We start from the raw sequence: 19390 nt of genomic DNA, 5'->3' as shown, positions 1-19390 counted from the left end.
CCTGCGGCGGTGACCACCCCGGATCCATCCCCGCAGTCAGCGGTTCGTGAATTTCTCGCCGGTCTTTCAAGGCCGGCGAAACTGCTTGTGGGGATCTCCGGCGGCAGTGATTCGACCGGGCTTCTGCTCGCGCTTCAGGAGGCGCTGGCTACTGACCCGGAAGGCGGGATCGAACTTGCCGCTGCCACGATCGATCATGCGCTGCGAGCCGAATCAGGCGCGGAGGCCGGCGCGGTGGCATCTCTTTGCGCACGCAAGGGCATTCCCCACACGATCCGCCGCTGGGACGGCGACAAACCAACGACCGGCATTCCGGCTGCTGCACGAGAAGCTCGCTACCGGCTGCTGATGGAGATCGCTGATGAGATCGCAGCCACCGCCATCCTCACGGGCCATACGCTGGATGACCAGATCGAAACGGTGGCGATGCGCGCAGTGCGCAACGGCACGAAGGGCAAGCTGGGTCTGGCGGGCATGGCAGGTGCAGTCCTGCTCGACAGACGGCGCTGGCTGCTGCGACCGTTTCTGTCTGTGCGTCGCTCAGCGATCCGGGATTTTCTTGCAGCGGGAGGCGAGGGCTGGATCGACGACCCGAGCAACCTCGACAGCCATTACGAGAGGGTCAGAACTCGAAATGCTCTGACGGGCATCGAAACGGTGACGATGGACGAGATTGCTGCGGCCGGCGCTTCGCGAACGTCCCTTTCCAGTCTCGCGGCGGAACTGGCCCGCGAGCAGCTGACGATCAGCCATGGGGTTCTGGCTTATCTTCCGGTCGAAGCATTGGGCGGCGATCCACTGGCTCGGGACCATCTGCTCGGACATCTCATCGCGCTCCTGGGCGGACGGGAACACGTTCCTTCGACCGAGACGATGACACGGGTCGCGGCATTTTTGGATGGCCGGCAGCTCGGCCGAATGTCTGCAGGGCGGGTCATCTTCGATCTGCGTCGGGATGGGCTGTATCTTTACCGGGAAAGCCGCAATCTGAACCCTGTTCGCATCGCGGCGGGGGCGGTGAAGGTCTGGGATGGCCGATACCGCGTCCACAACCCAACCAATAGCGAAATCGTGATCGGGCCGACCATTCCCGATCGCACGCTGGCGGGCTCGCTTTTCCCGAATGCGCCCGGGTCGGTCGCGATGCGGGCCATGGCGGCAATGCCACAGGTGCAAACACTCGAAACTGGCCTGCTGCACGCGATTGACATGCACCCGGTCCTGGGGACGTTCGAACGCTTCCTGTCGCAGTTCGAGCTCGAAATTGCAGCCCAGTTCGCCGATTTGGTCGGATGCGACGATATACCCCCGCTTCCGGTTAAGCTTTCCCAGCGGAAAAGCTAGGCGTCCGTGCCGGTTCGCCTTGGCAATGCCAAAGCTCAACCCTATGTTAGGTTCCAAGAAGGGCGGTCGCCATGATGTGACCGTTGGCATACTGGGGAGTTCGATGAACCCAAATTTTCGCAATTTTGCCCTCTGGGCCATTATAGCCCTGCTGCTGATCGCTTTGTTCAGCATGTTCCAGACGGCGCCGTCGCAGACGTCCTCGCGCGAAATTCCGTATTCGCAGTTCCTGCGTGACGTGGATTCCGGCCGCGTTCGCGACGTCGTCGTGACCGGCAATCGTGTCCTCGGCACCTATACCGAGAACGGCACCAACTTCCAGACCTACTCCCCGGTCATCGATGACAGCCTGATGGAGCGTCTTCAGTCGAAGAACGTCTCGATCATGGCTCGCCCCGAGACAGACGGATCGTCTGGCTTCCTGAGCTATATCGGCACGCTGTTGCCGATGCTGCTGATCCTCGGTGTCTGGCTGTTCTTCATGCGTCAGATGCAGGGTGGCTCACGCGGTGCGATGGGCTTCGGCAAGTCGAAGGCGAAGCTTCTGACCGAAGCGCATGGTCGCGTCACGTTTGAGGACGTTGCCGGCGTCGACGAAGCCAAGGCTGACCTCGAGGAAATCGTCGAATTCCTGCGCGATCCGCAAAAGTTTCAGCGTCTCGGCGGTCGTATCCCGCGCGGCGTGCTGCTTGTCGGCCCTCCGGGCACAGGTAAGACGCTGCTCGCCCGTTCGGTGGCAGGTGAAGCCAACGTGCCGTTCTTTACGATCTCCGGTTCGGACTTCGTGGAGATGTTCGTTGGTGTCGGCGCATCCCGCGTGCGCGACATGTTCGAGCAGGCCAAGAAGAATGCGCCCTGCATCATCTTCATCGACGAAATCGACGCCGTCGGCCGTCACCGTGGCGCAGGCCTCGGCGGTGGTAACGACGAACGCGAGCAGACGCTGAACCAGCTTCTGGTCGAGATGGACGGCTTTGAGGCGAACGAGGGTATCATCCTCATCGCCGCGACCAACCGTCCCGACGTTCTCGATCCCGCTCTTCTGCGTCCAGGCCGTTTCGACCGTCAGGTCGTCGTGCCGAACCCTGACATCGTTGGTCGTGAACGCATCCTCAAGGTGCATGCGCGTAACGTGCCTCTCGCTCCCAATGTGGATCTCAAGGTTCTTGCCCGTGGTACGCCCGGTTTCTCCGGTGCCGACCTCATGAACCTCGTCAACGAATCTGCCCTGATGGCAGCGCGCCGCAACAAGCGTCTCGTCACCATGCAGGAATTCGAAGACGCCAAGGACAAGATCATGATGGGCGCCGAGCGTCGCTCGTCCGCCATGACTGAAGCCGAAAAGAAGCTCACCGCCTATCACGAAGCCGGTCATGCGATCACCGCCCTCAAGGTGGCCGTTGCCGATCCGCTGCACAAGGCGACCATCATTCCGCGCGGCCGTGCGCTCGGCATGGTCATGCAGTTGCCGGAAGGCGACCGCTATTCGATGAGCTACAAGTGGATGGTGTCGCGCCTGACCATCATGATGGGTGGCCGCGTTGCCGAAGAACTGACATTCGGCAAGGAAAACATCACGTCCGGTGCATCCTCTGACATCGAGCAGGCGACCAAGCTTGCGCGTGCCATGGTCACCCAGTGGGGCTTCTCCGACATCCTCGGTCAGGTCGCCTATGGTGAAAACCAGCAGGAAGTCTTCCTCGGACATTCGGTTTCGCAGTCGAAGAACGTGTCCGAATCGACGGCCCAGAAGATCGATAGCGAAGTGCGCCGTCTGATCGACGAAGCCTATACGGAAGCGCGCCATATCCTGACCGAATACCACGATCAGTTCGTGGCTATCGCTGAGGGCCTTCTCGAGTACGAAACCCTTTCGGGTGACGAAATCAGAGCGCTGATTCTCGGCCAGAAGCCGTCGCGCGACCTTGGCGACGATTCGACGCCAAGCCGTGGTTCGGCTGTGCCGAGCGCCGGTGCAAAGAAGGACGAGCCGAAGGGCGATGCGCCCGAAGGCGGTCTTGAACCTCAGCCGCACTGATCTCTACTGCATCAAACCTATTGAAGCCGCTGCGGAAACATCCGCGGCGGCTTTTGCTTATCGACCTTAGCGGGACTGGTTCGGTAACGGGATATAAGCGATTTTGACGGTAATTTAGGTGCCAACGCAGATGAACTGTGGCATGAGCCGATCTTGGACGGCAGTGCCGCCGATCCGCTCGGGCATGTTGCACATACAGACATAACCGGGCGAAGACCGCGCTTTTGAGAGCGCGTGTACCAGGGAGCTTACATGACACGCCGCTATTTTGGGACTGATGGCATCCGCGGGCATTCCAACGTCTATCCGATGACGCCAGATCTTGCGATGCGCGTCGGTATTGCCGTCGGAACAATTTTTCGCAACGGAACGCACCGCCACCGCGTGGTGATCGGCAAGGATACCCGTCTTTCCGGCTACATGCTGGAAAATGCCATGGTCGCAGGCTTTACCGCAGCCGGCCTCGACGTGTTTTTGCTTGGCCCGATCCCGACGCCCGCGGTTGCCATGCTGACGCGCTCCCTGCGTGCGGATGTCGGCGTGATGATTTCCGCTTCACACAACCCGTTCGAGGATAACGGCATCAAGCTGTTCGGCCCCGACGGCTACAAGCTTTCCGATGAGCTGGAAATGCGGATCGAGGATCTGCTCGACAGCGACCTCCATTCGCAGCTGGCAAAATCGGCCGATATCGGTCGCGCCAAGCGCGTCGAGGGCGATATCTACCGTTATATCGAACAGGCCAAGCGCACGCTCCCGCGTGACGTGACGCTGCACGGTCTTCGGGTCGCGATCGATTGCGCCAATGGTGCCGCCTACAAGGTCGCGCCGCTGGCTCTGTGGGAGCTCGGCGCCGAAGTGGTCACGATCGGCAACGAGCCGAACGGCACCAACATCAATCTCGATTGCGGCTCAACCAGCCCGGCGGCGCTGCAGCGCAAGGTCCACGAGACGCGCTCCGATATCGGCATTGCGCTCGACGGCGACGCGGACCGTGTCATCATCGTCGACGAGAATGGCGATATCATCGATGGCGACCAACTGATGGCGGTCATCGGCGAAAGCTGGGCGGAAGACGACAAGCTGACCGGTGGCGGCATTGTCGCGACCGTCATGTCCAATCTCGGGCTCGAGCGCTTCATGGAGACCAAGGGCCTGACGCTTGCGCGCACCAAGGTCGGCGACCGTTATGTGGTCGAACACATGCGCAATCACGATTTCAACGTGGGTGGCGAACAGTCCGGTCATATCGTGCTGTCGGATTTCGGCACGACCGGTGACGGTCTTGTCGCAGCCTTGCAGATCCTTGCCCGCGTAAAGCGGCTCGATCGCCCGGTGAGCGAAGTCTGCCGCCGGTTTGAGCCGGTGCCGCAGCTGTTAAAAAACGTACGCTTCGCCGGTGGCAAGCCGCTGGAAAACGCCGTTGTGCGGCAGGCGATCGCGGATGCGGAAGCCGAGCTTGCCACCAAGGGCCGCCTCGTCATTCGCCCGTCGGGCACCGAGCCGCTGATCCGTGTCATGGCTGAAGGCGACGACCGGGCCCAGGTGGAGCGCATCGTCGGCGATCTCGTCACGGTGATTGCCAACGCCAGACCGGAAGCGGCCTGACGGATCGTTTGGATCTAGCCTCTCCCGGCTATGACGGGAGAGGGATGGGCCACGACCTCGTGGCCGTTCGCTGTTACGGCCGCCACTGCCTGAACTTGCCGTCCAGTGCGCCGTCGAGGTAGAAGGCGGCGCTGATCAGGGCGAGGTGGGTGAAGGCCTGCGGGAAGTTGCCGAGGAACTCACCGCGCGGATCGAATTCTTCCGCATAGAGCTGCAGGTGATTGCCGAACAGGAGCAGCTTTTCCATGTTGATCTCGGCTTCGGCCAGACGACCGGCGCGGGCGAGGCACTCCACATACCAGAACGAACAGGCGGCGAAGAAGCCTTCATCGCCGTCCAGGCCGTCCTTGCGCTTGTAGCGCATGACGAGCGCATCATCGGCAAGTTCGTTGCCGATTGCATCGAGCGTCGCCAGCCAGGCCGGGTCGGTGGCACTGATGAAGCGCACGAGCGGCATCATCAGCATGGACGCGTCGAGATCACTGCCACCCTTGGCATGAACGAAGTGGCCGAGATCGGCATTCCAGAAGTTTGCCCAGATGTCGTCGCTGATGGCATTGCGTGCCTCGACCCAGCGTCCGAACGGAGCTGTTAGCGACCGCTTCTGAGCCAGCCGGATGGCACGATCCACCGCGACCCAGCACATAAGCCGGGAATGCAGATGTTCCTGCGGCTCGCTGCGGATTTCCCAGATGCCGGCATCGGCGTCCTGCCAGATGTCGCAGACGTGGTCGACGATGCGCCGGACAGCATTCCAGTTGTCGTGGGAGATCGCCTCGCCGTATTTGTTGCTGATATAGACCGAATCGAGAAGCTCGCCGTAGATGTCCAGCTGGATCTGTTCGGCGGCATTGTTGCCGACGCGGATGGGTTTGGCACCGCCATAGCCCGAGAGGTGGTCGAGTTCCTGTTCGGTGTCAACGCGACTGCCATCGAGATTGTACATGATCTGTATTTCCCCACCTGGCGACCGGTCCGTCCTGTCGACGAGCCAATGGGAAAATGCGTTCGCTTCGTCCTGATAGCCAAGGCGCATCAGCGCGTAGATCGTGAAGGAGGCATCCCGGATCCAGGTCGCACGGTAATCCCAGTTTCGCGGGCCGCCCGGAGCTTCGGGCAAACCGAATGTTCCCGCTGCGGCAATGGAACCGTTCTTTTGCGAGGTCAAAAGCTTGAGCGCCAGTGCCGAGCGGGTGACGGAGGAGCGCCAGCGACCGGTATAGGTCGAGCGTTTTGCCCAGCCCTGCCAGTATTCTATGGCGTCCGCGATTGCAGCGCTGACAGCGTCCTTGTCCCAGACGTCGCCGTCGTCTCCGTCCAGAACAAAGTCGGCCGTCTCTCCGGCTTTCAATGAAAACGTGGCGCTGACACCGCCGTCTTCCTTTTCGAAGGTCACCGGGCCCGAGAGGCGAAGGGTGAAATCACCGCAGCGGAACGTTGACACGCCGCCGTCGACCGTGACCTCGGGCACCTTGCGCGCATAGTCGAAGCGCGGCCAGCAACGCAGCGAAAACGTCATCTCGCCGCGGGTGACTTCAACCCGGCGGATCAGGTTCTCCACCCCGTCCTCGGTTTTTGGCACCGGCATCAGATCGACCACTTCGGCGCTCTGGTGCTGTCCGAGCCAGCGGGTGAGGAGGACGTTGGTCTCGGGGATATACATCTGCAGACGACGGGCATCGTCGATGTCAGGCGAAAGCTCGAACGCGCCGCCCTTTTCCGGATCGAGGAGTGCGGCAAAGATGCTGGGACTGTCCAGATCCGGCCAGCAGAGAAAATCGAGCGCACCATCGCGCGCAACCAGCGCTAGGGTTCTCAGATTGCCGACCGCACCATGTTCGGCGATCGGTCGCGGCACGTCGGCGTGGACCGCCAATGATTTCCCAGTATCGGTATTCAGTTGTGTCAAAACCTGACCCTTTCCTATGCAGAACGGACAACTCCGAAGCAGCAGATCGGTTCGCCGATAACGTCTTGGCTCGCCAAGAAGTTACCCCTGATTTTTTAGGGATCGAACTTCGAGATGGTGCGTTCTCTTTCCCGCAAGGACGGGATGGAAGAGATGCAGCACGTTAAAATCGAAGCTGTCCGCAGGGCAGCGGTCAAACTTGTCGCAAGGCATGAGCAGGAAAAACTGAGGACTGCGCTCGCCGACCATCTTCGATCCGTGGCCGAGTTGAAACGCAAAGCCAAAGCGGACCGGGAAGGCTGACTGACGCGAGTGGGCGGCAGGCGAGGGCGTCATCCACGAAAAATTCGCCGATAATTTTTTAGAATTCACTTATATAATGTGAACATGTCGTTAAGAGCAGTGTGCTGTTAACCGCAAATCTTCACGAATATAACCTTGCTGGGGTTATAGTTAATCAGCATTTAACCTTTTTTCTTCATTCTTCATTGTCAAAGAGGTGGCCGGGCGTCGTGCCTGCCATTGACGCGACAAGCTTGGAGATGAGCCATGAAGAAGTGCCTAGCAGCCACGATGGCGTTCTTGCTGACGACCACCGTTGCCTATTCCGCGGATGTCTATCAGCCGCAGCCGGAAGCCTTTCAGGATGCACCGGAAGTGACCGTTCAGGAGTCGACCGGGTGGTACCTGCGCGGCGACGTCGGTTATTCCTTCAACAAGCTGCGCGGCGCCAAGTTCTTTCAGGGCGGCAGCTCGGCAAGCGAAACGGATTTCCGGTCGACGGATATCGACGACAGCTTCACGTTCGGCGGTGGTGTCGGTTACCAGATCAACAACTACCTTCGCTCGGACGTGACTTTCGACTACCTGACGAAGAGCGACTTTGAAGGGTCGACGAGCGGCAGCTGCGGCGTGGCGGCGGACTGCATCTCCAAGGATCGTGCATCGATGAGGGCCTATAGCCTTCTCGCCAACGTTTATGTCGATCTCGGCACATACGCCTATTTCACGCCCTATGTCGGCGCCGGTATCGGTGCGACCTACGTGAAATGGGACAAGCTGCGCAACACGTCCTGCGCCACCGGAAACCCGGCGCTGTGCGATGATTCGGTTGAACACGGCGGCAAGGGCTCGTGGCGCGCGACCGGTGCCCTGATGGCTGGCGCGACCATCGACGTGACCTGCAACGTCAAGGCCGATGTCGGCTACCGCTTCCGCTATGTCGACGGCGGCGACATGTTCGGTTACGCCTCGAATGGTGGTCCGGGCCGCGACAAGGGCTTCTACAGCCACGAAGCACGCCTTGGCGCTCGCTACGTCTTCGGCGGCTGCGCGACACCCGTCGCCTACGAGCCGGAACCGGCTCCGCTGGTCTATAAGTAAGCTTTATCTCGACCTCGAGAAAAAAGGGTCGCCTTCCGGGCGGCCTTTTGTCGTTTGGCGGCCCAGACGAAGACGAATTTCCGTTTGGCCCCGCTGCTTCGCCCTGTCATCTCACTGGGACACCGGGAGCGTTACGAGGACTGCGCGGTAGAGCCCGGTCACAGCACCAACCGCATCGGCAGCCGATCACGAACTCTTGACGAACGCACTCTCCGCCCGAAATGTCGATAAACGCGATTTTGATCGCGCTGTGGGAGAGGATGAATGAAGAAGTATTTTGTTTCGGCGGTTGTAGCTGGCGTTGCATTATCAGCGTTTGCCGGTTCGGCATCGGCCCAGAGATACCTTGATGACTACGTTGGACAGCGCATCAATGCCGTGAAAGACGATCTGCGCGACCAGGGCTTTCGCGATGTTGGACGCATTTCGGACCGGCGCGGCAGCTACGCACTCATGTTCGACGGCCGAACCTGCCTCGCGTTGCACGGAGGCAGAGGCGTGATCGACGACATCGACAGGCTTGATCGCCAGGATTGCGATCCAAGACGTCGGCCACGTTACTGACAACAGGTGAGTATGATCGACGGTCAGTCATCGAACGGACCGTCGATCCTATGTCTGTCGATTATGCGCAGGCTACGATCAGGTTCGATGACGTAAGTTTCGCTGATCCGTTCACCGAACTGGTTGCGAAATTCATGGGGTATCCTGCTGCCCACCGGTGCGTTTTTCAGCCGCGTGTGAGGCTGCCCTTTGTATGTGATGCTCCCGGGGATGGGGGAAAGGTCGACCTGTGATGTCGAGCAGGCCGTGAGGAGGCCTGCTGCAGCCAGTACAAGAAAGCGTTTCATGGTCTGCTCCTGGATCTGTAGGTAAGCTGTCAAACAGCCTGGGCGGAGAAAAGTTTCCTGACAAGCTGCGGGCTTCAGGCTCATATTGCTGAAGACGCACTGACGTTGCAGGGCTGCACGCCATTTCGACACTATCGGCGCGATAGTCTTTTGGACTTTGCAAGGGTGATCAGTCGGGGAATCGGCATATCATACATATGCTAGCGGACCGATCTTGGTCTTGTGCTACTCCGCGTCCATCAGCGCGATCTTGCTAGCCGCACTCTCCAGAAATCCATTTTCACTTGCGCTTTTCTCATCTTTCCACTATCCACGGCGGCGGGACACTCCTCCCCAACGAGGAGCCAATTACCTGGAAGGGTATACATATGGCCAATGCCGCAAAGCCGGACCTGCGTCCGAATAACGCCCATTTTTCTTCTGGCCCTTGCTCGAAGCGCCCCGGTTGGTCGCTCGACGCTCTCTCCGATGCCCCGCTCGGTCGTTCGCACCGCGCCAAGGTTGGCAAGGACAAGCTCAAGCAGGCCATTGATCTCACCCGTGAAGTTCTGAACGTTCCGGCCGATTACCGTATCGGCATCGTTCCCGCGTCCGACACCGGCGCCGTCGAAATGGCGTTGTGGTCGCTGCTTGGCGAACGTGGCGTCGACATGGTCGCCTGGGAAAGTTTTGGTGCCGGCTGGGTCACCGACGTGGTCAAGCAGCTGAAGCTGAAGGATGTGCGCAAGATCGAGGCCGATTACGGCGTGCTTCCCGACCTTTCCACTATCGATTTCGACCGTGACGTGGTCTTCACCTGGAACGGCACGACATCGGGCGTTCGCGTTCCGAATGCCGACTTCATCCCTGATGACCGCAAGGGCCTCACCATCTGCGACGCAACGTCGGCCGCATTTGCGCAGGACCTCGATTTTGCCAAGCTCGACGTCACCACCTTCTCCTGGCAGAAGGTGCTGGGCGGCGAGGGTGGCCACGGCATGATCATCCTGTCGCCGCGCGCTGTCGCCCGTCTTGAAAGCTACGTCCCGGCCTGGCCGCTGCCGAAGATCTTCCGCATGACCTCGGGCGGCAAGATTTCCGAAGGCATCTTCAAGGGTGAGACGATCAACACGCCGTCCATGCTCTGCGTCGAGGATTATATCGATGCGCTGCAATGGGCGAAGTCGCTCGGTGGCTTGAAGGCGCTGATTGCCCGTGCCGACGCGAATGCGAAGGTGATCTTCGATTTCGTGGCGGCCAACGACTGGATCGCCAATCTGGCGCAGGTCGATGAGACCCGCTCCAACACCTCGGTCTGCCTGAAGATCGCCGATGCCGATGTCGCCGCTCTCGACGCTGACGCACAGGCAGCCTTTGCCAAGGGCGTGACCTCAATCCTCGAAAAGGAAGGCGTCGCACTCGACGTCGGCGCTTACCGCGACGCACCGTCGGGCTTGCGCATCTGGGCTGGCGCTACCGTCGAAGAGGCGGACATGAAGGCGCTGATGCCGTGGCTCACCTATGCGTTCGAAACGCAGAAGGCCGCGCTTTCCAAGGCCGCCGCCTGATCGAATTCCGGTGCTGCCGCTCACCCGTCTAGGGACGCGGCACCGTTTCATCCGCATTTAGAGATTACACCCCTTATCAAGGAGCCCAACCCATGGCACCTCGCGTTCTCGTATCCGACGAACTCTCCGAAACCGCTGTCCAGATCTTTCGCGATCGCGGCGTCGAAGTCGATTTCCAGCCGAAGCTCGGCAAGGACAAGGACAAGCTCGCCGAAATCATCGGCAATTACGATGGCCTCGCCATCCGTTCCGCCACCAAGGCGACCGAGAAGCTGATCGCTGCTGCGACCAACCTCAAGGTCATTGGCCGCGCCGGTATCGGCGTCGACAATGTCGACATTCCGGCTGCCTCGAAGCGCGGCATCATCGTCATGAACACGCCGTTCGGCAACTCGATCACGACGGCTGAACACGCGATCGCGCTGATGTTCGCGGTTGCCCGCCAGTTGCCGCAGGCCGATGCCTCTACGCAGGCCGGCAAGTGGGAAAAGTCGAAGTTCATGGGTGTCGAAATCACCGGCAAGACGCTTGGCGTCATCGGCGCCGGCAATATCGGTGGCATCGTCTGCAAGAAGGCGATCGGCATCGGCATGCATGTCATCGCCTACGACCCCTTCCTGTCGGCGGAACGCGCACTGGACATGGGCGTCGAGAAGGTCGAGCTGGACGATCTGCTGGCGCGCGCCGACTTCATCACCCTGCATGTTCCGATGACCGACAAGACCCGCGGCATTCTCGGCAAGGAAAACCTTGCCAAGACCAAGAAGGGCGTGCGGATCATCAACTGCGCCCGTGGCGGTCTGGTCGATGAAGCAGCGCTTGCTGAAGCCATCAAGTCCGGCCATGTCGCCGGTGCTGGTTTCGACGTGTTCGAAGTCGAGCCTGCGACGGAAAGCCCACTGTTTGGACTCGACAACGTCGTGTGCACGCCGCATCTGGGCGCCTCCACCACGGAAGCCCAGGAAAACGTGGCCTTGCAAGTGGCTGAACAGATGTCGGACTATCTCGTCAAGGGTGCCGTTTCCAACGCCATCAACATGCCCTCGATCACCGCTGAAGAAGCACCGATCCTGAAGCCGTTCATCCGTCTTGCCGATGTTCTCGGTGCCTTCGTTGGTCAGGTCACGGAAGATCCGATCAAGGAAATCGAGATCCTGTTTGATGGCGCAACGGCCGGAATGAACACCAAGGCGCTCACCTCCGCGCTTCTGGCTGGTTTGATCCGTAACCAGGTGGCAGACGTGAACATGGTTTCCGCGCCGATCATGATCAAGGAAAAGGGCATCGTCCTGTCCGAGGTCAAGCGCGACAAGACCGGTGTCTATGACGGCTACATCAAGCTGACGGTCACCACCGACAAGCAGAGCCGTTCCGTCGCCGGCACCGTCTTTTCCGACGGCAAGCCGCGGTTCATCCAGATCAAGGGCATCAACATGGACGCCGATGTCGGCGCCAACATGGTCTACATCTCCAATACCGACGTACCCGGCATGATCGGCTTCATGGGCACCACGCTCGGTGATGCCGGCGTCAACATCGCCAACTTCCATCTCGGCCGCGAGAAGGATGGCGGCGATGCGATCGCGCTGCTTTATGTCGATGGTCCTGTTTCGAACGACGTGCTCGCCCGCCTGACCGCCAACCCGGCGATCCGTCAGGCCCGCCAGCTGGTCTTCAACGTCGAATAAACCATCCTCCCGGATGACCAAGACAAAGCCCGGTGCCAGCGCGCCGGGCTTTTTCGTTGTGATCAAGCCGATGTGATCGGTCCATACGCTAAATCTCCCGCTGGTTGTATTTGCATCGCTTGGCTCCCGTTTCATCGTCCGATATCTACTTCGGCGGGAAAAGATGGTGGTGGCTCTAAAATTCGCGCCTGCCACTCTCTATATCTAGGATCACGACCGCATCGGGCGGCCAGAGGAGAAACCAATGTTATCCAAGCTTCGGCGTTTCCAGAAACTCTTCGCGATCTTCGCGGTCGGAATGGCAGTTTCGCTAACAGCCGTCGATATGGCGGAGGCGCGCCGCGCCGGCGGCGGTTCCAGCTTCGGCAGCCGCGGTACACGCACATTCGCACCGCCGCCGACCACGAACACGGCACCAGGCACGGCAACCGGCATCAATCGTTCGATGACGCCCAACACGCAGCAGAACGCAGCGTCTCCTGCTAACGGCGCAGGCGCTCAGGCGGCTCAGCCGCGTCGTGGCCTGTTCGGCGGCATGGCCGGTGGTCTTCTCGGCGGTCTGGCTCTCGGTGGCCTGTTCGGCATGATGATGGGCAACGGTTTTGGCGGTATGGCCGGCATGTTCGGCATGCTGTTGCAGATCGCGCTGATCGCGGGTCTTGCCATGCTGGCCTTCCGCTTCTTCGCCCGTCGTCGCCAGCAGCAGCACCCGGCGGGTCCTGCGGGCAACGCGCGCGATAACGGTTTCGGGGGTAACAGCCGTGACAACAATAACCATGCCTACCAGGCACCGCAGAACAACGGTGGCGGCTTCCAGATCCCTAAGATCGGTTCTGGCGGCGGTGCGATGGGTGGCTTCGGTGCCACGCAGGCTGCGTCTGCTCCGCGTCAGGCGGGTCCCGACACGGATGAAGTCGGTATCACCGGTCGCGATCTCGGCCTCTTTGAAAAGATGCTGACGGATGTCCAGGCTGCCTATGGCGCGGAAGACTACGCGAAGCTTCGCAATCTCACCACGCCGGAAGCCATGTCCTATCTGGCTGAAGAGCTTGGTGAAAACGCCACCAACGGCGTGAAGAACGAAGTCCGCGACGTGACCCTGTTGCAGGGCGACCTTTCGGAAGCCTGGCGCGAAAACGGCCAGGAATACGCAACGGTTGCGATGCGCTACTCGAGCGTCGACTTCCTGAGCGATCGCAACACCGGCGCTGTCGCCGAAGGGGATCCGAATGCCGTCACGGAAACGGTCGAGATCTGGACCTTCGTGCGCAAGCCGGCCAATGACTGGAAGGTCTCGGCCATCCAGTCGGCTGCCTGATCAGCCAATCCCCAGCAGCGCGATCGTCTTGTCGTCGCGCTGGCCGCCGAAGAACTTCTCAAGGGCTCGCTCGAAAGGCGAGCCCTTTTCTGTTGCGGCTTTATCGAACAGCGTCATCGAACTGCGAAACTTCATGTCGTCGGGGAACCCGAGGATGGTGCGCGCCGAAAGTCCTTCATGCGGAAGCATGGCGTGCGTGCATTCGAGGAGACGTGGTCCAAGCACCGGATGGTCGAGATAGGTCTGGGCTTCTTCCAGAGAGGTAAGTGCGAAGCGTTGTGACATGATTGAGGGACCAAGACCGGCGATCTGCGGGAAAATGTACCACATCCAGTGCGACTCTTTTCGGCCGTTTCGCAGTTCGCTCATGACCTGCGCGTAGACCGGATCTTGTGCATCCACGAATCGGGTCAGATCGGATTTTCCGTTATCGACAGTCATGCCGCGCTCCTCGCATCATCTCCCAACGGCCGCCATGAAGACACCGCAACTGTGAAATTTTTGCGGCAGGGGTGTTTCATGCTGCACTGCACCCTAAATCGGTTGGATGGATTTTTTGATTACAGAGTTTCGTCAATATACCGACTGGCTGCCGAACTGGATGGTGAGCGTCGGCCTTCTCGTGGGCGCGGTCCTGATTGGTCTGGCGATCCACCGTTTCGCGTTCGGTATCTTCAAGCGGCTGGTGGAAGATAAGGACCTGTTCTGGCGATCGCTGGTGTCGCGCGGGCGCCGGCCGATGCGTTTGACGGTTCTGACATTCACTGTATCGTTTGCATCATCTATCGCACCGCTTGCGGCTCGACCCGCCGAAATCATCCGGCATGTGCTGCTGCTGGGTTTCATCCTCGTGCTCGGCTGGGTCGCAAAGACGGCTTTGCATATTTGGATGACGGTCTATCTGCGCCGCTTCAAGCTGGATGCGGAAGACAACCTTCTTGCCCGCACCCACGTGACCCAGTCGCGGATTGCCGAGCGCATTGCCGGCGCGATGATCGTCATCGTCACGGTCGCCGCGATGCTGATGACCTTCCCGGCCGTCCAGCAATACGGCGTCAGCGTGCTCGCCTCCGCCGGTGTCGCCGGTATCGTGCTGGGCCTTGCCCTGCAGCCCATGCTTAAAAACATCTTTGCCGGCATCCAGCTTGCCATCACGCAGCCGATCCGCATCGACGATGCGCTGATCGTCGAAGGGGAGTGGGGCAATGTCGAGGAAATCACGTCGACCTATGTGGTGGTGAAGCTGTGGGACTGGCGGCGCATGATCCTGCCGCTCTCCTATTTCATCGAGAATCCGTTCCAGAACTGGACCCGCGAAGGTTCGGCCCTGATTGGCACCGTGATGATCTATCTCGACTATTCCGTTCCCGTCAGCGCCATCAGGCGCAGGGTCGAGGAAATCGCCAACGAGTCGAAGATCTGGGACAGGCGCGTGGTCAATGTTCAGGTGACGGATTTCAAGGAAAGCGTGATGGAGATCCGTATCCTGATTTCCGCCAACAACGCGCCGAAGACGTTCGACATGCGTTGCGAGATGCGCGAGAAGATCATCGACTTCGTTCAGCGGGAATATCCGGCAGCGCTGCCTCGTCTAAGGGCCGAAGGTGCGAGCAACAGCAACGGGCACGCAAACGGCGCCGTCGCGGATACGGCCCTGCGTCACGCGAACTTCCAGTCCTGATGTTGCTGCTCTCTGACACTGAGGGCACAGATGGGGTGAACGGGCTTCTCTTGCGCGCCAGCTCATTCCTTTCTATATCCTCTTTCTGAAAGCCTTTGCGCGGACGATCCCGCACATCTGGTGCCACTCTGCCGGCGTGCTTGCTGCCGCGGCCTGAGAGACTTTAAGAGAGTACCCCGTGAATACGCTGGATTTTGACAAGAAGCCGGAAGATACGCGTGTCGTGGTCGCCATGTCGGGCGGCGTGGATTCCTCCGTCGTGGCCGGCCTTTTGAAGCGCGAAGGCTATGACGTGATCGGGATCACGCTTCAGCTCTATGATCACGGCGCGGCCGTGCACCGGGCGGGCTCCTGCTGCGCCGGCCAGGATATCGACGACGCGCGCCGGGTCTGCGAGACGCTTGGTATTCCGCATTACGTTCTCGACTACGAGAAGCGGTTCCGCGAGACGGTGATCAATCCGTTTGCCGAAGCCTATGCGATGGGCGAAACGCCGGTTCCCTGTGTTGCCTGCAACCAGACGGTCAAGTTTGCCGATCTTTTGGCGACCGCGCGCGAGCTCGGGGCCGATGCTCTGGCGACCGGCCATTACATCCGTTCGGCGCCGAACCCCACGGCCGACAATCCGGGCCGGCGTGCGCTGTTCAGGCCGATCGATGCGGACCGCGACCAGAGCTGGTTCCTGTTTGCGACAACGCAGGAGCAGATCGACTACCTGCGCTTTCCGTTGGGTGGCATGGGCAAGGCGCAGGTGCGCGAGCTGGCCGAAGACATGGGGCTGGTGGTTGCCAAGAAGGCCGACAGCCAGGATATCTGTTTCGTCCCTGCCGGCAAATATGCCGATATCATCGCCAAGGTGAAGCCGAACTCGGCTTTGGTGGGCGATATCGTCCACATGGACGGCCGCGTGCTGGGCCGCCACGAGGGGATCGTCCATTACACGATCGGTCAGCGCAAGGGTCTGGGCGTTGCGACAGGCGAGCCGCTCTACGTGGTTTATCTCGATGCCCGCTCGCGCCGCGTCATCGTCGGGCCGAAGGAAGCACTCGATACGCACCGCGTCTATCTGCGCGACGTCAACTGGATTGGCGACGGGACGCTGCAGGATGATGCGGGCAACGGCTTTGCGTGCTTTGCCAAGGTACGCTCGACGCGCCCGCCGTCACCTGCCACGCTGCATACGGATGAGCGCGGCGTCTATGTCGATCTGGCGATCGGCGAGCAGGGCGTGGCACCCGGTCAGGCCTGCGTTCTCTATTCCGCAGAAGGTGCCGATGCGCGCGTCCACGGCGGCGGCTTCGTCGAACGGTCCGAACGAGCGGCCGATGCCGAGGCATCGTTGCGGGCGCTTCTGGCGACCCCTGTAGCCGCTTGAAAGACCGGTTTTATTCGGCCTGGAGAATGAACGAGGGATCGGGAAAATAGCGGCTCAAATCTCGCCGTTTTTCTCCCATCCTGCGCTTGACACTTCAGTGACGCGGGTTCTATAAGCCGCACATCCAAACGGATCGAGACACTCGATCCACCCTGTGGCGGGGTAGCTCAGTTGGTGAGAGCGCAGGATTCATAACCCTGAGGTCGGCAGTTCAATTCTGCCCTCCGCTACCAAATTTCCCAGATTGTCCGATTGATATTCTGCTGCTTCAAGCTCGAGATATGCGAGCGTTCGCTCGGCTGAGTTCTTCAGCACGGTCTCGTGCTAAATCCTGCAGCTGGCCAGTTTTCACAGGCAGCAGCTGTTGCGGAAAATCACTTCGCCCGCGCGGCCAGCGCCTTTGCGCGCTTCATCCTGGCGAGGCGTTTCTTTGCGAGGTTGCGGCGGTGCTTGCGAGCTCTGATCTTGAGCTTGGCCTCCCGGTTCTCCAGTCTTCGCTGCAGGCGGACCTGATCGCGGAAGTGCTTGTCGTACGCAAGCGCGCGCGCGCGAACTGCGAAGAACACGGCTGCAATCAGAAGGACCAGGAAACCCAGCAGTGTTACGAGAATGGTGACCATTATTGCGATGCGAACCTTTTTGCTCGCATGAGTAATAGCTCACTTTCCGATAGGGTCAATGTCGCGAAGTTGCAGGAGTGCGCAGGCGTCCGTCGAGAGCGCACTCCTGCGCATCTTTGCGCGTCCCGGATCAACCGGTACGTTCGATGCGCTTTCCGGCGCTGTCGAAAAGATGAAGGTGGTGGGGCGCTGTCGTCACGGGCAGTTTCTCGCCGATCGCGATGCGGGAGCGGCCGGGGACCCGGAAGACAAGAGGGCTTCCGTCCGACGTCGCACCATGGACGTAGCTTTCTGCTCCGACCAGTTCGACGGCGATGACCTCGACCTCGGCTCTGAAAGGCGAGGAAACCTCTCCCTCGGCAATCACGATGTCTTCCGGACGAATGCCGACGGTGGCGACAGTGGAGGGAAGGCCTTCGGCCACGCTCCAGCCGCCGGCCTTGCCGAGCGTCATCAGGTTCATCGAGGGCGATCCGATGAAGGTTGCGACGAAGGTGGTAGCGGGTTTTTCATAGAGCTCGATCGGAGTGCCGACCTGCTCGATCCGGCCGGCATTGAGGACGACGAGGCGGTCGGCGAGCGTCATCGCTTCCATCTGGTCGTGGGTGACGTAGATCGACGTCGTGGCCAAGGACCGCTGCAGACGGCGGATCTCGACCCGCATCTGCACGCGCAGTTTCGCGTCGAGGTTCGACAGCGGCTCGTCGAACAGGAAGGCTGCGGGCTTGCGCACGATCGCGCGGCCCATCGCCACACGCTGCCGCTGGCCGCCGGAAAGCTGCCGTGGCTTGCGGGCGAGGAACGGCTCGATTTCGAGTGCGCGCGCGGCCTCGGTGATGCGCCGTTCGATCTCGTCCTTCGAGGTTCCGCGGTTCTTCAGACCGTAGGCAAGGTTCTGCTTGACCGTCATGTGCGGATAGAGCGCGTAGTTCTGGAACACCATCGCGATATCGCGCTCGGCCGGTTCCATGTCGTTGACGCGCTTGCCGTTGATGATGACGTCGCCACCGGTGATGCTTTCGAGCCCGGCGACCATGCGCAGCAGCGTGGACTTGCCGCAGCCGGATGGGCCGACCAGAACGATCATCTCGCCGTCTGCGATGTCCAGTGACACGCCCTTGATGGCGTCGATATTGCCGCCATAGACCTTGCGGACGTCTTTCAGTTCAATTGTTGCCATTACTTTTCGGTCTCCACCAAACCTTTGACGAACCAGCGCTGCATGAGCACCACGACGATGACGGGAGGGATGATTGCCAGGATCGCCGTGACCATGACGTAGTTCCAAGGAGTTGATGCATCAGTGAAATCGACCATGCGGCGCAGGCCGATGATGATCGTGTTCATCTCCGCACGGTCGGTGACGAGCAGCGGCCAGAGATACTGGGTCCAGCCGTAGATAAACAGGATGACGAACAGGGCCGCGATATTGGTCGTCGACAGCGGCAGCAGGATATCGCGCATGAAGCGGAACGGTCCTGCATTGTCGATCCGCGCCGCCTCGACCATTTCGCCGGGAATGGTGAGGAAGAACTGGCGAAACAGGAAGGTCGCCGTCGCCGATGCCATCAGCGGCAGGGTTAGGCCGGCATAGGTGTTGAGCAGGCCGAGATCGACGATTACCTTGTAGGTCGGCAGGATGCGCACTTCGACCGGCAGCATCAGGGTGATGAAGATCATCCAGAAGAAGCCCATTCGGAACGGAAAGCGAAAGAAGACGATCGCGAATGCCGACAGGAAGGAGATGATGATCTTGCCGACGGCAATTGCGACCGCCACCACGAAGCTGTTGAACAACAGCCGCTCCAGACTGACGCCGACGACGCGCTCGACACCGCCGGAAATGGACTCGCTGTAGTTCTCGACCATATGGCCGCCCGGCAGGAGCGACAGCGGTGGTCGGATGATCGCGCTCGACGTCGCCGTCGAGGCAATGAAAGTGTAGTAGATGGGGAAGGCGACGATGATGATCCCAAGGATCAGCATCAGATGCGCCATCAGGCGTGCGACAGGACGGTTCTCGATCAT

At 60.4% G+C, this 19390-nt stretch carries 16 protein-coding genes and 1 tRNA gene; 11 read left to right on the top strand and 6 right to left on the bottom strand.

All coding sequences use genetic code 11. The annotated features are described in order from the left end of the window. The first annotated feature begins 9 nt into the window (after nucleotides 1-9). From tilS to glmM, 3 genes are all read left to right on the top strand, one after another. Nucleotides 10-1344: a tRNA lysidine(34) synthetase TilS gene (gene tilS / locus ASG19_RS18430; protein WP_082476441.1), complete on the top strand. Its 1335-nt coding sequence runs from the start codon at nucleotides 10-12 to the stop codon at nucleotides 1342-1344. A 103-nt stretch (nucleotides 1345-1447) separates the two neighbouring features. Beyond that, nucleotides 1448-3382: an ATP-dependent zinc metalloprotease FtsH gene (ftsH, locus tag ASG19_RS18425; protein ID WP_062461836.1), complete on the top strand. Its 1935-nt coding sequence runs from the start codon at nucleotides 1448-1450 to the stop codon at nucleotides 3380-3382. Nucleotides 3383-3634: 252 nt separating this feature from the next. Beyond that, nucleotides 3635-4990: a phosphoglucosamine mutase gene (glmM, locus tag ASG19_RS18420; protein ID WP_062460737.1), complete on the top strand. Its 1356-nt coding sequence runs from the start codon at nucleotides 3635-3637 to the stop codon at nucleotides 4988-4990. Nucleotides 4991-5063: 73 nt separating this feature from the next. Here glmM and ASG19_RS18415 read toward each other — a convergent pair whose 3' ends face one another. Continuing rightward, complete coding sequence (locus tag ASG19_RS18415) at nucleotides 5064-6899, bottom strand: glycoside hydrolase family 15 protein (protein WP_062460734.1); 1836 nt, start codon at nucleotides 6897-6899, stop codon at nucleotides 5064-5066. A gap of 549 nt (nucleotides 6900-7448) precedes the next feature. Between ASG19_RS18415 and ASG19_RS18405 the strand changes: the two genes are divergently transcribed. Together ASG19_RS18405 and ASG19_RS18400 are read left to right on the top strand one after the other, a co-directional pair. Next, the gene (locus ASG19_RS18405; protein WP_062460728.1) at nucleotides 7449-8282 is read left to right on the top strand and encodes an outer membrane protein; all 834 of its coding nucleotides are present in this window, start codon (nucleotides 7449-7451) and stop codon (nucleotides 8280-8282) included. A 264-nt stretch (nucleotides 8283-8546) separates the two neighbouring features. Further along, complete coding sequence (locus ASG19_RS18400; protein ID WP_062460726.1) at nucleotides 8547-8846, top strand: hypothetical protein; 300 nt, start codon at nucleotides 8547-8549, stop codon at nucleotides 8844-8846. A 23-nt stretch (nucleotides 8847-8869) separates the two neighbouring features. Here ASG19_RS18400 and ASG19_RS18395 read toward each other — a convergent pair whose 3' ends face one another. After that, the gene (locus ASG19_RS18395) at nucleotides 8870-9133 is read right to left on the bottom strand and encodes a hypothetical protein (protein ID WP_062461833.1); all 264 of its coding nucleotides are present in this window, start codon (nucleotides 9131-9133) and stop codon (nucleotides 8870-8872) included. Nucleotides 9134-9501: 368 nt separating this feature from the next. Here ASG19_RS18395 and ASG19_RS18390 point away from each other — a divergent pair, with 368 nt between their 5' ends. The 3 genes from ASG19_RS18390 (at nucleotide 9502) to ASG19_RS18380 (ending at nucleotide 13686) form a co-directional block, all read left to right on the top strand. Beyond that, a complete protein-coding gene (locus tag ASG19_RS18390) occupies nucleotides 9502-10680 on the top strand; it encodes a phosphoserine transaminase (RefSeq protein ID WP_062460723.1) in 1179 nt (392 codons plus the stop codon). Nucleotides 10681-10772: 92 nt separating this feature from the next. Then, nucleotides 10773-12368, top strand: coding sequence for a phosphoglycerate dehydrogenase (serA, locus tag ASG19_RS18385; protein ID WP_062460720.1), 1596 nt, complete (start codon nucleotides 10773-10775; stop codon nucleotides 12366-12368). A 244-nt stretch (nucleotides 12369-12612) separates the two neighbouring features. After that, a complete protein-coding gene (locus tag ASG19_RS18380) occupies nucleotides 12613-13686 on the top strand; it encodes a Tim44 domain-containing protein (RefSeq protein WP_062460715.1) in 1074 nt (357 codons plus the stop codon). Here ASG19_RS18380 and ASG19_RS18375 read toward each other — a convergent pair whose 3' ends face one another. Then, nucleotides 13687-14127 (bottom strand): DUF1810 domain-containing protein, encoded by a 441-nt coding sequence (locus ASG19_RS18375; protein ID WP_062460710.1) that lies wholly within the window; start codon nucleotides 14125-14127, stop codon nucleotides 13687-13689. It abuts the gene before it with no gap. Between the two features lie 106 nt (nucleotides 14128-14233). Between ASG19_RS18375 and ASG19_RS18370 the strand changes: the two genes are divergently transcribed. The 3 genes from ASG19_RS18370 (at nucleotide 14234) to ASG19_RS18360 (ending at nucleotide 16975) form a co-directional block, all read left to right on the top strand. Further along, entirely contained in the window at nucleotides 14234-15367 is a 1134-nt protein-coding gene (locus ASG19_RS18370) for a mechanosensitive ion channel domain-containing protein (protein WP_062460705.1), read from the top strand. 178 nt (nucleotides 15368-15545) lie between these two features. Then, nucleotides 15546-16742 carry a tRNA 2-thiouridine(34) synthase MnmA gene (gene mnmA, locus ASG19_RS18365; protein ID WP_062460702.1) on the top strand — a complete coding sequence of 399 codons (1197 nt, stop codon included), beginning with the start codon at nucleotides 15546-15548 and terminating at the stop codon, nucleotides 16740-16742. Between the two features lie 156 nt (nucleotides 16743-16898). After that, a tRNA-Met gene (locus ASG19_RS18360) sits at nucleotides 16899-16975 on the top strand. A gap of 141 nt (nucleotides 16976-17116) precedes the next feature. Here the strand turns inward: ASG19_RS18360 and ASG19_RS18355 are convergent. The 3 genes from ASG19_RS18355 to ugpE all read right to left on the bottom strand — a co-directional run bounded on the left by ASG19_RS18355 (nucleotide 17117) and on the right by ugpE (nucleotide 19390). Beyond that, nucleotides 17117-17362, bottom strand: coding sequence for a hypothetical protein (locus ASG19_RS18355; RefSeq protein WP_062460699.1), 246 nt, complete (start codon nucleotides 17360-17362; stop codon nucleotides 17117-17119). A gap of 130 nt (nucleotides 17363-17492) precedes the next feature. After that, nucleotides 17493-18542 (bottom strand): sn-glycerol-3-phosphate import ATP-binding protein UgpC, encoded by a 1050-nt coding sequence (locus tag ASG19_RS18350; RefSeq protein WP_062460696.1) that lies wholly within the window; start codon nucleotides 18540-18542, stop codon nucleotides 17493-17495. Then, on the bottom strand, nucleotides 18542-19390 hold the full coding sequence (ugpE, locus tag ASG19_RS18345; protein ID WP_062460693.1) for a sn-glycerol-3-phosphate ABC transporter permease UgpE: 849 nt from the start codon (nucleotides 19388-19390) through the stop codon (nucleotides 18542-18544). The genes ASG19_RS18350 and ugpE overlap by 1 nt, the downstream gene beginning before the upstream one ends.

It is taken from the genome of Rhizobium sp. Leaf306, assembly GCF_001423425.1.
GTDB lineage: Bacteria > Pseudomonadota > Alphaproteobacteria > Rhizobiales > Rhizobiaceae > Neorhizobium > Neorhizobium soli.
Note: the sequence above shows the minus strand (reverse complement) of the source record. Positions and strands in the feature narration are given on the sequence as shown.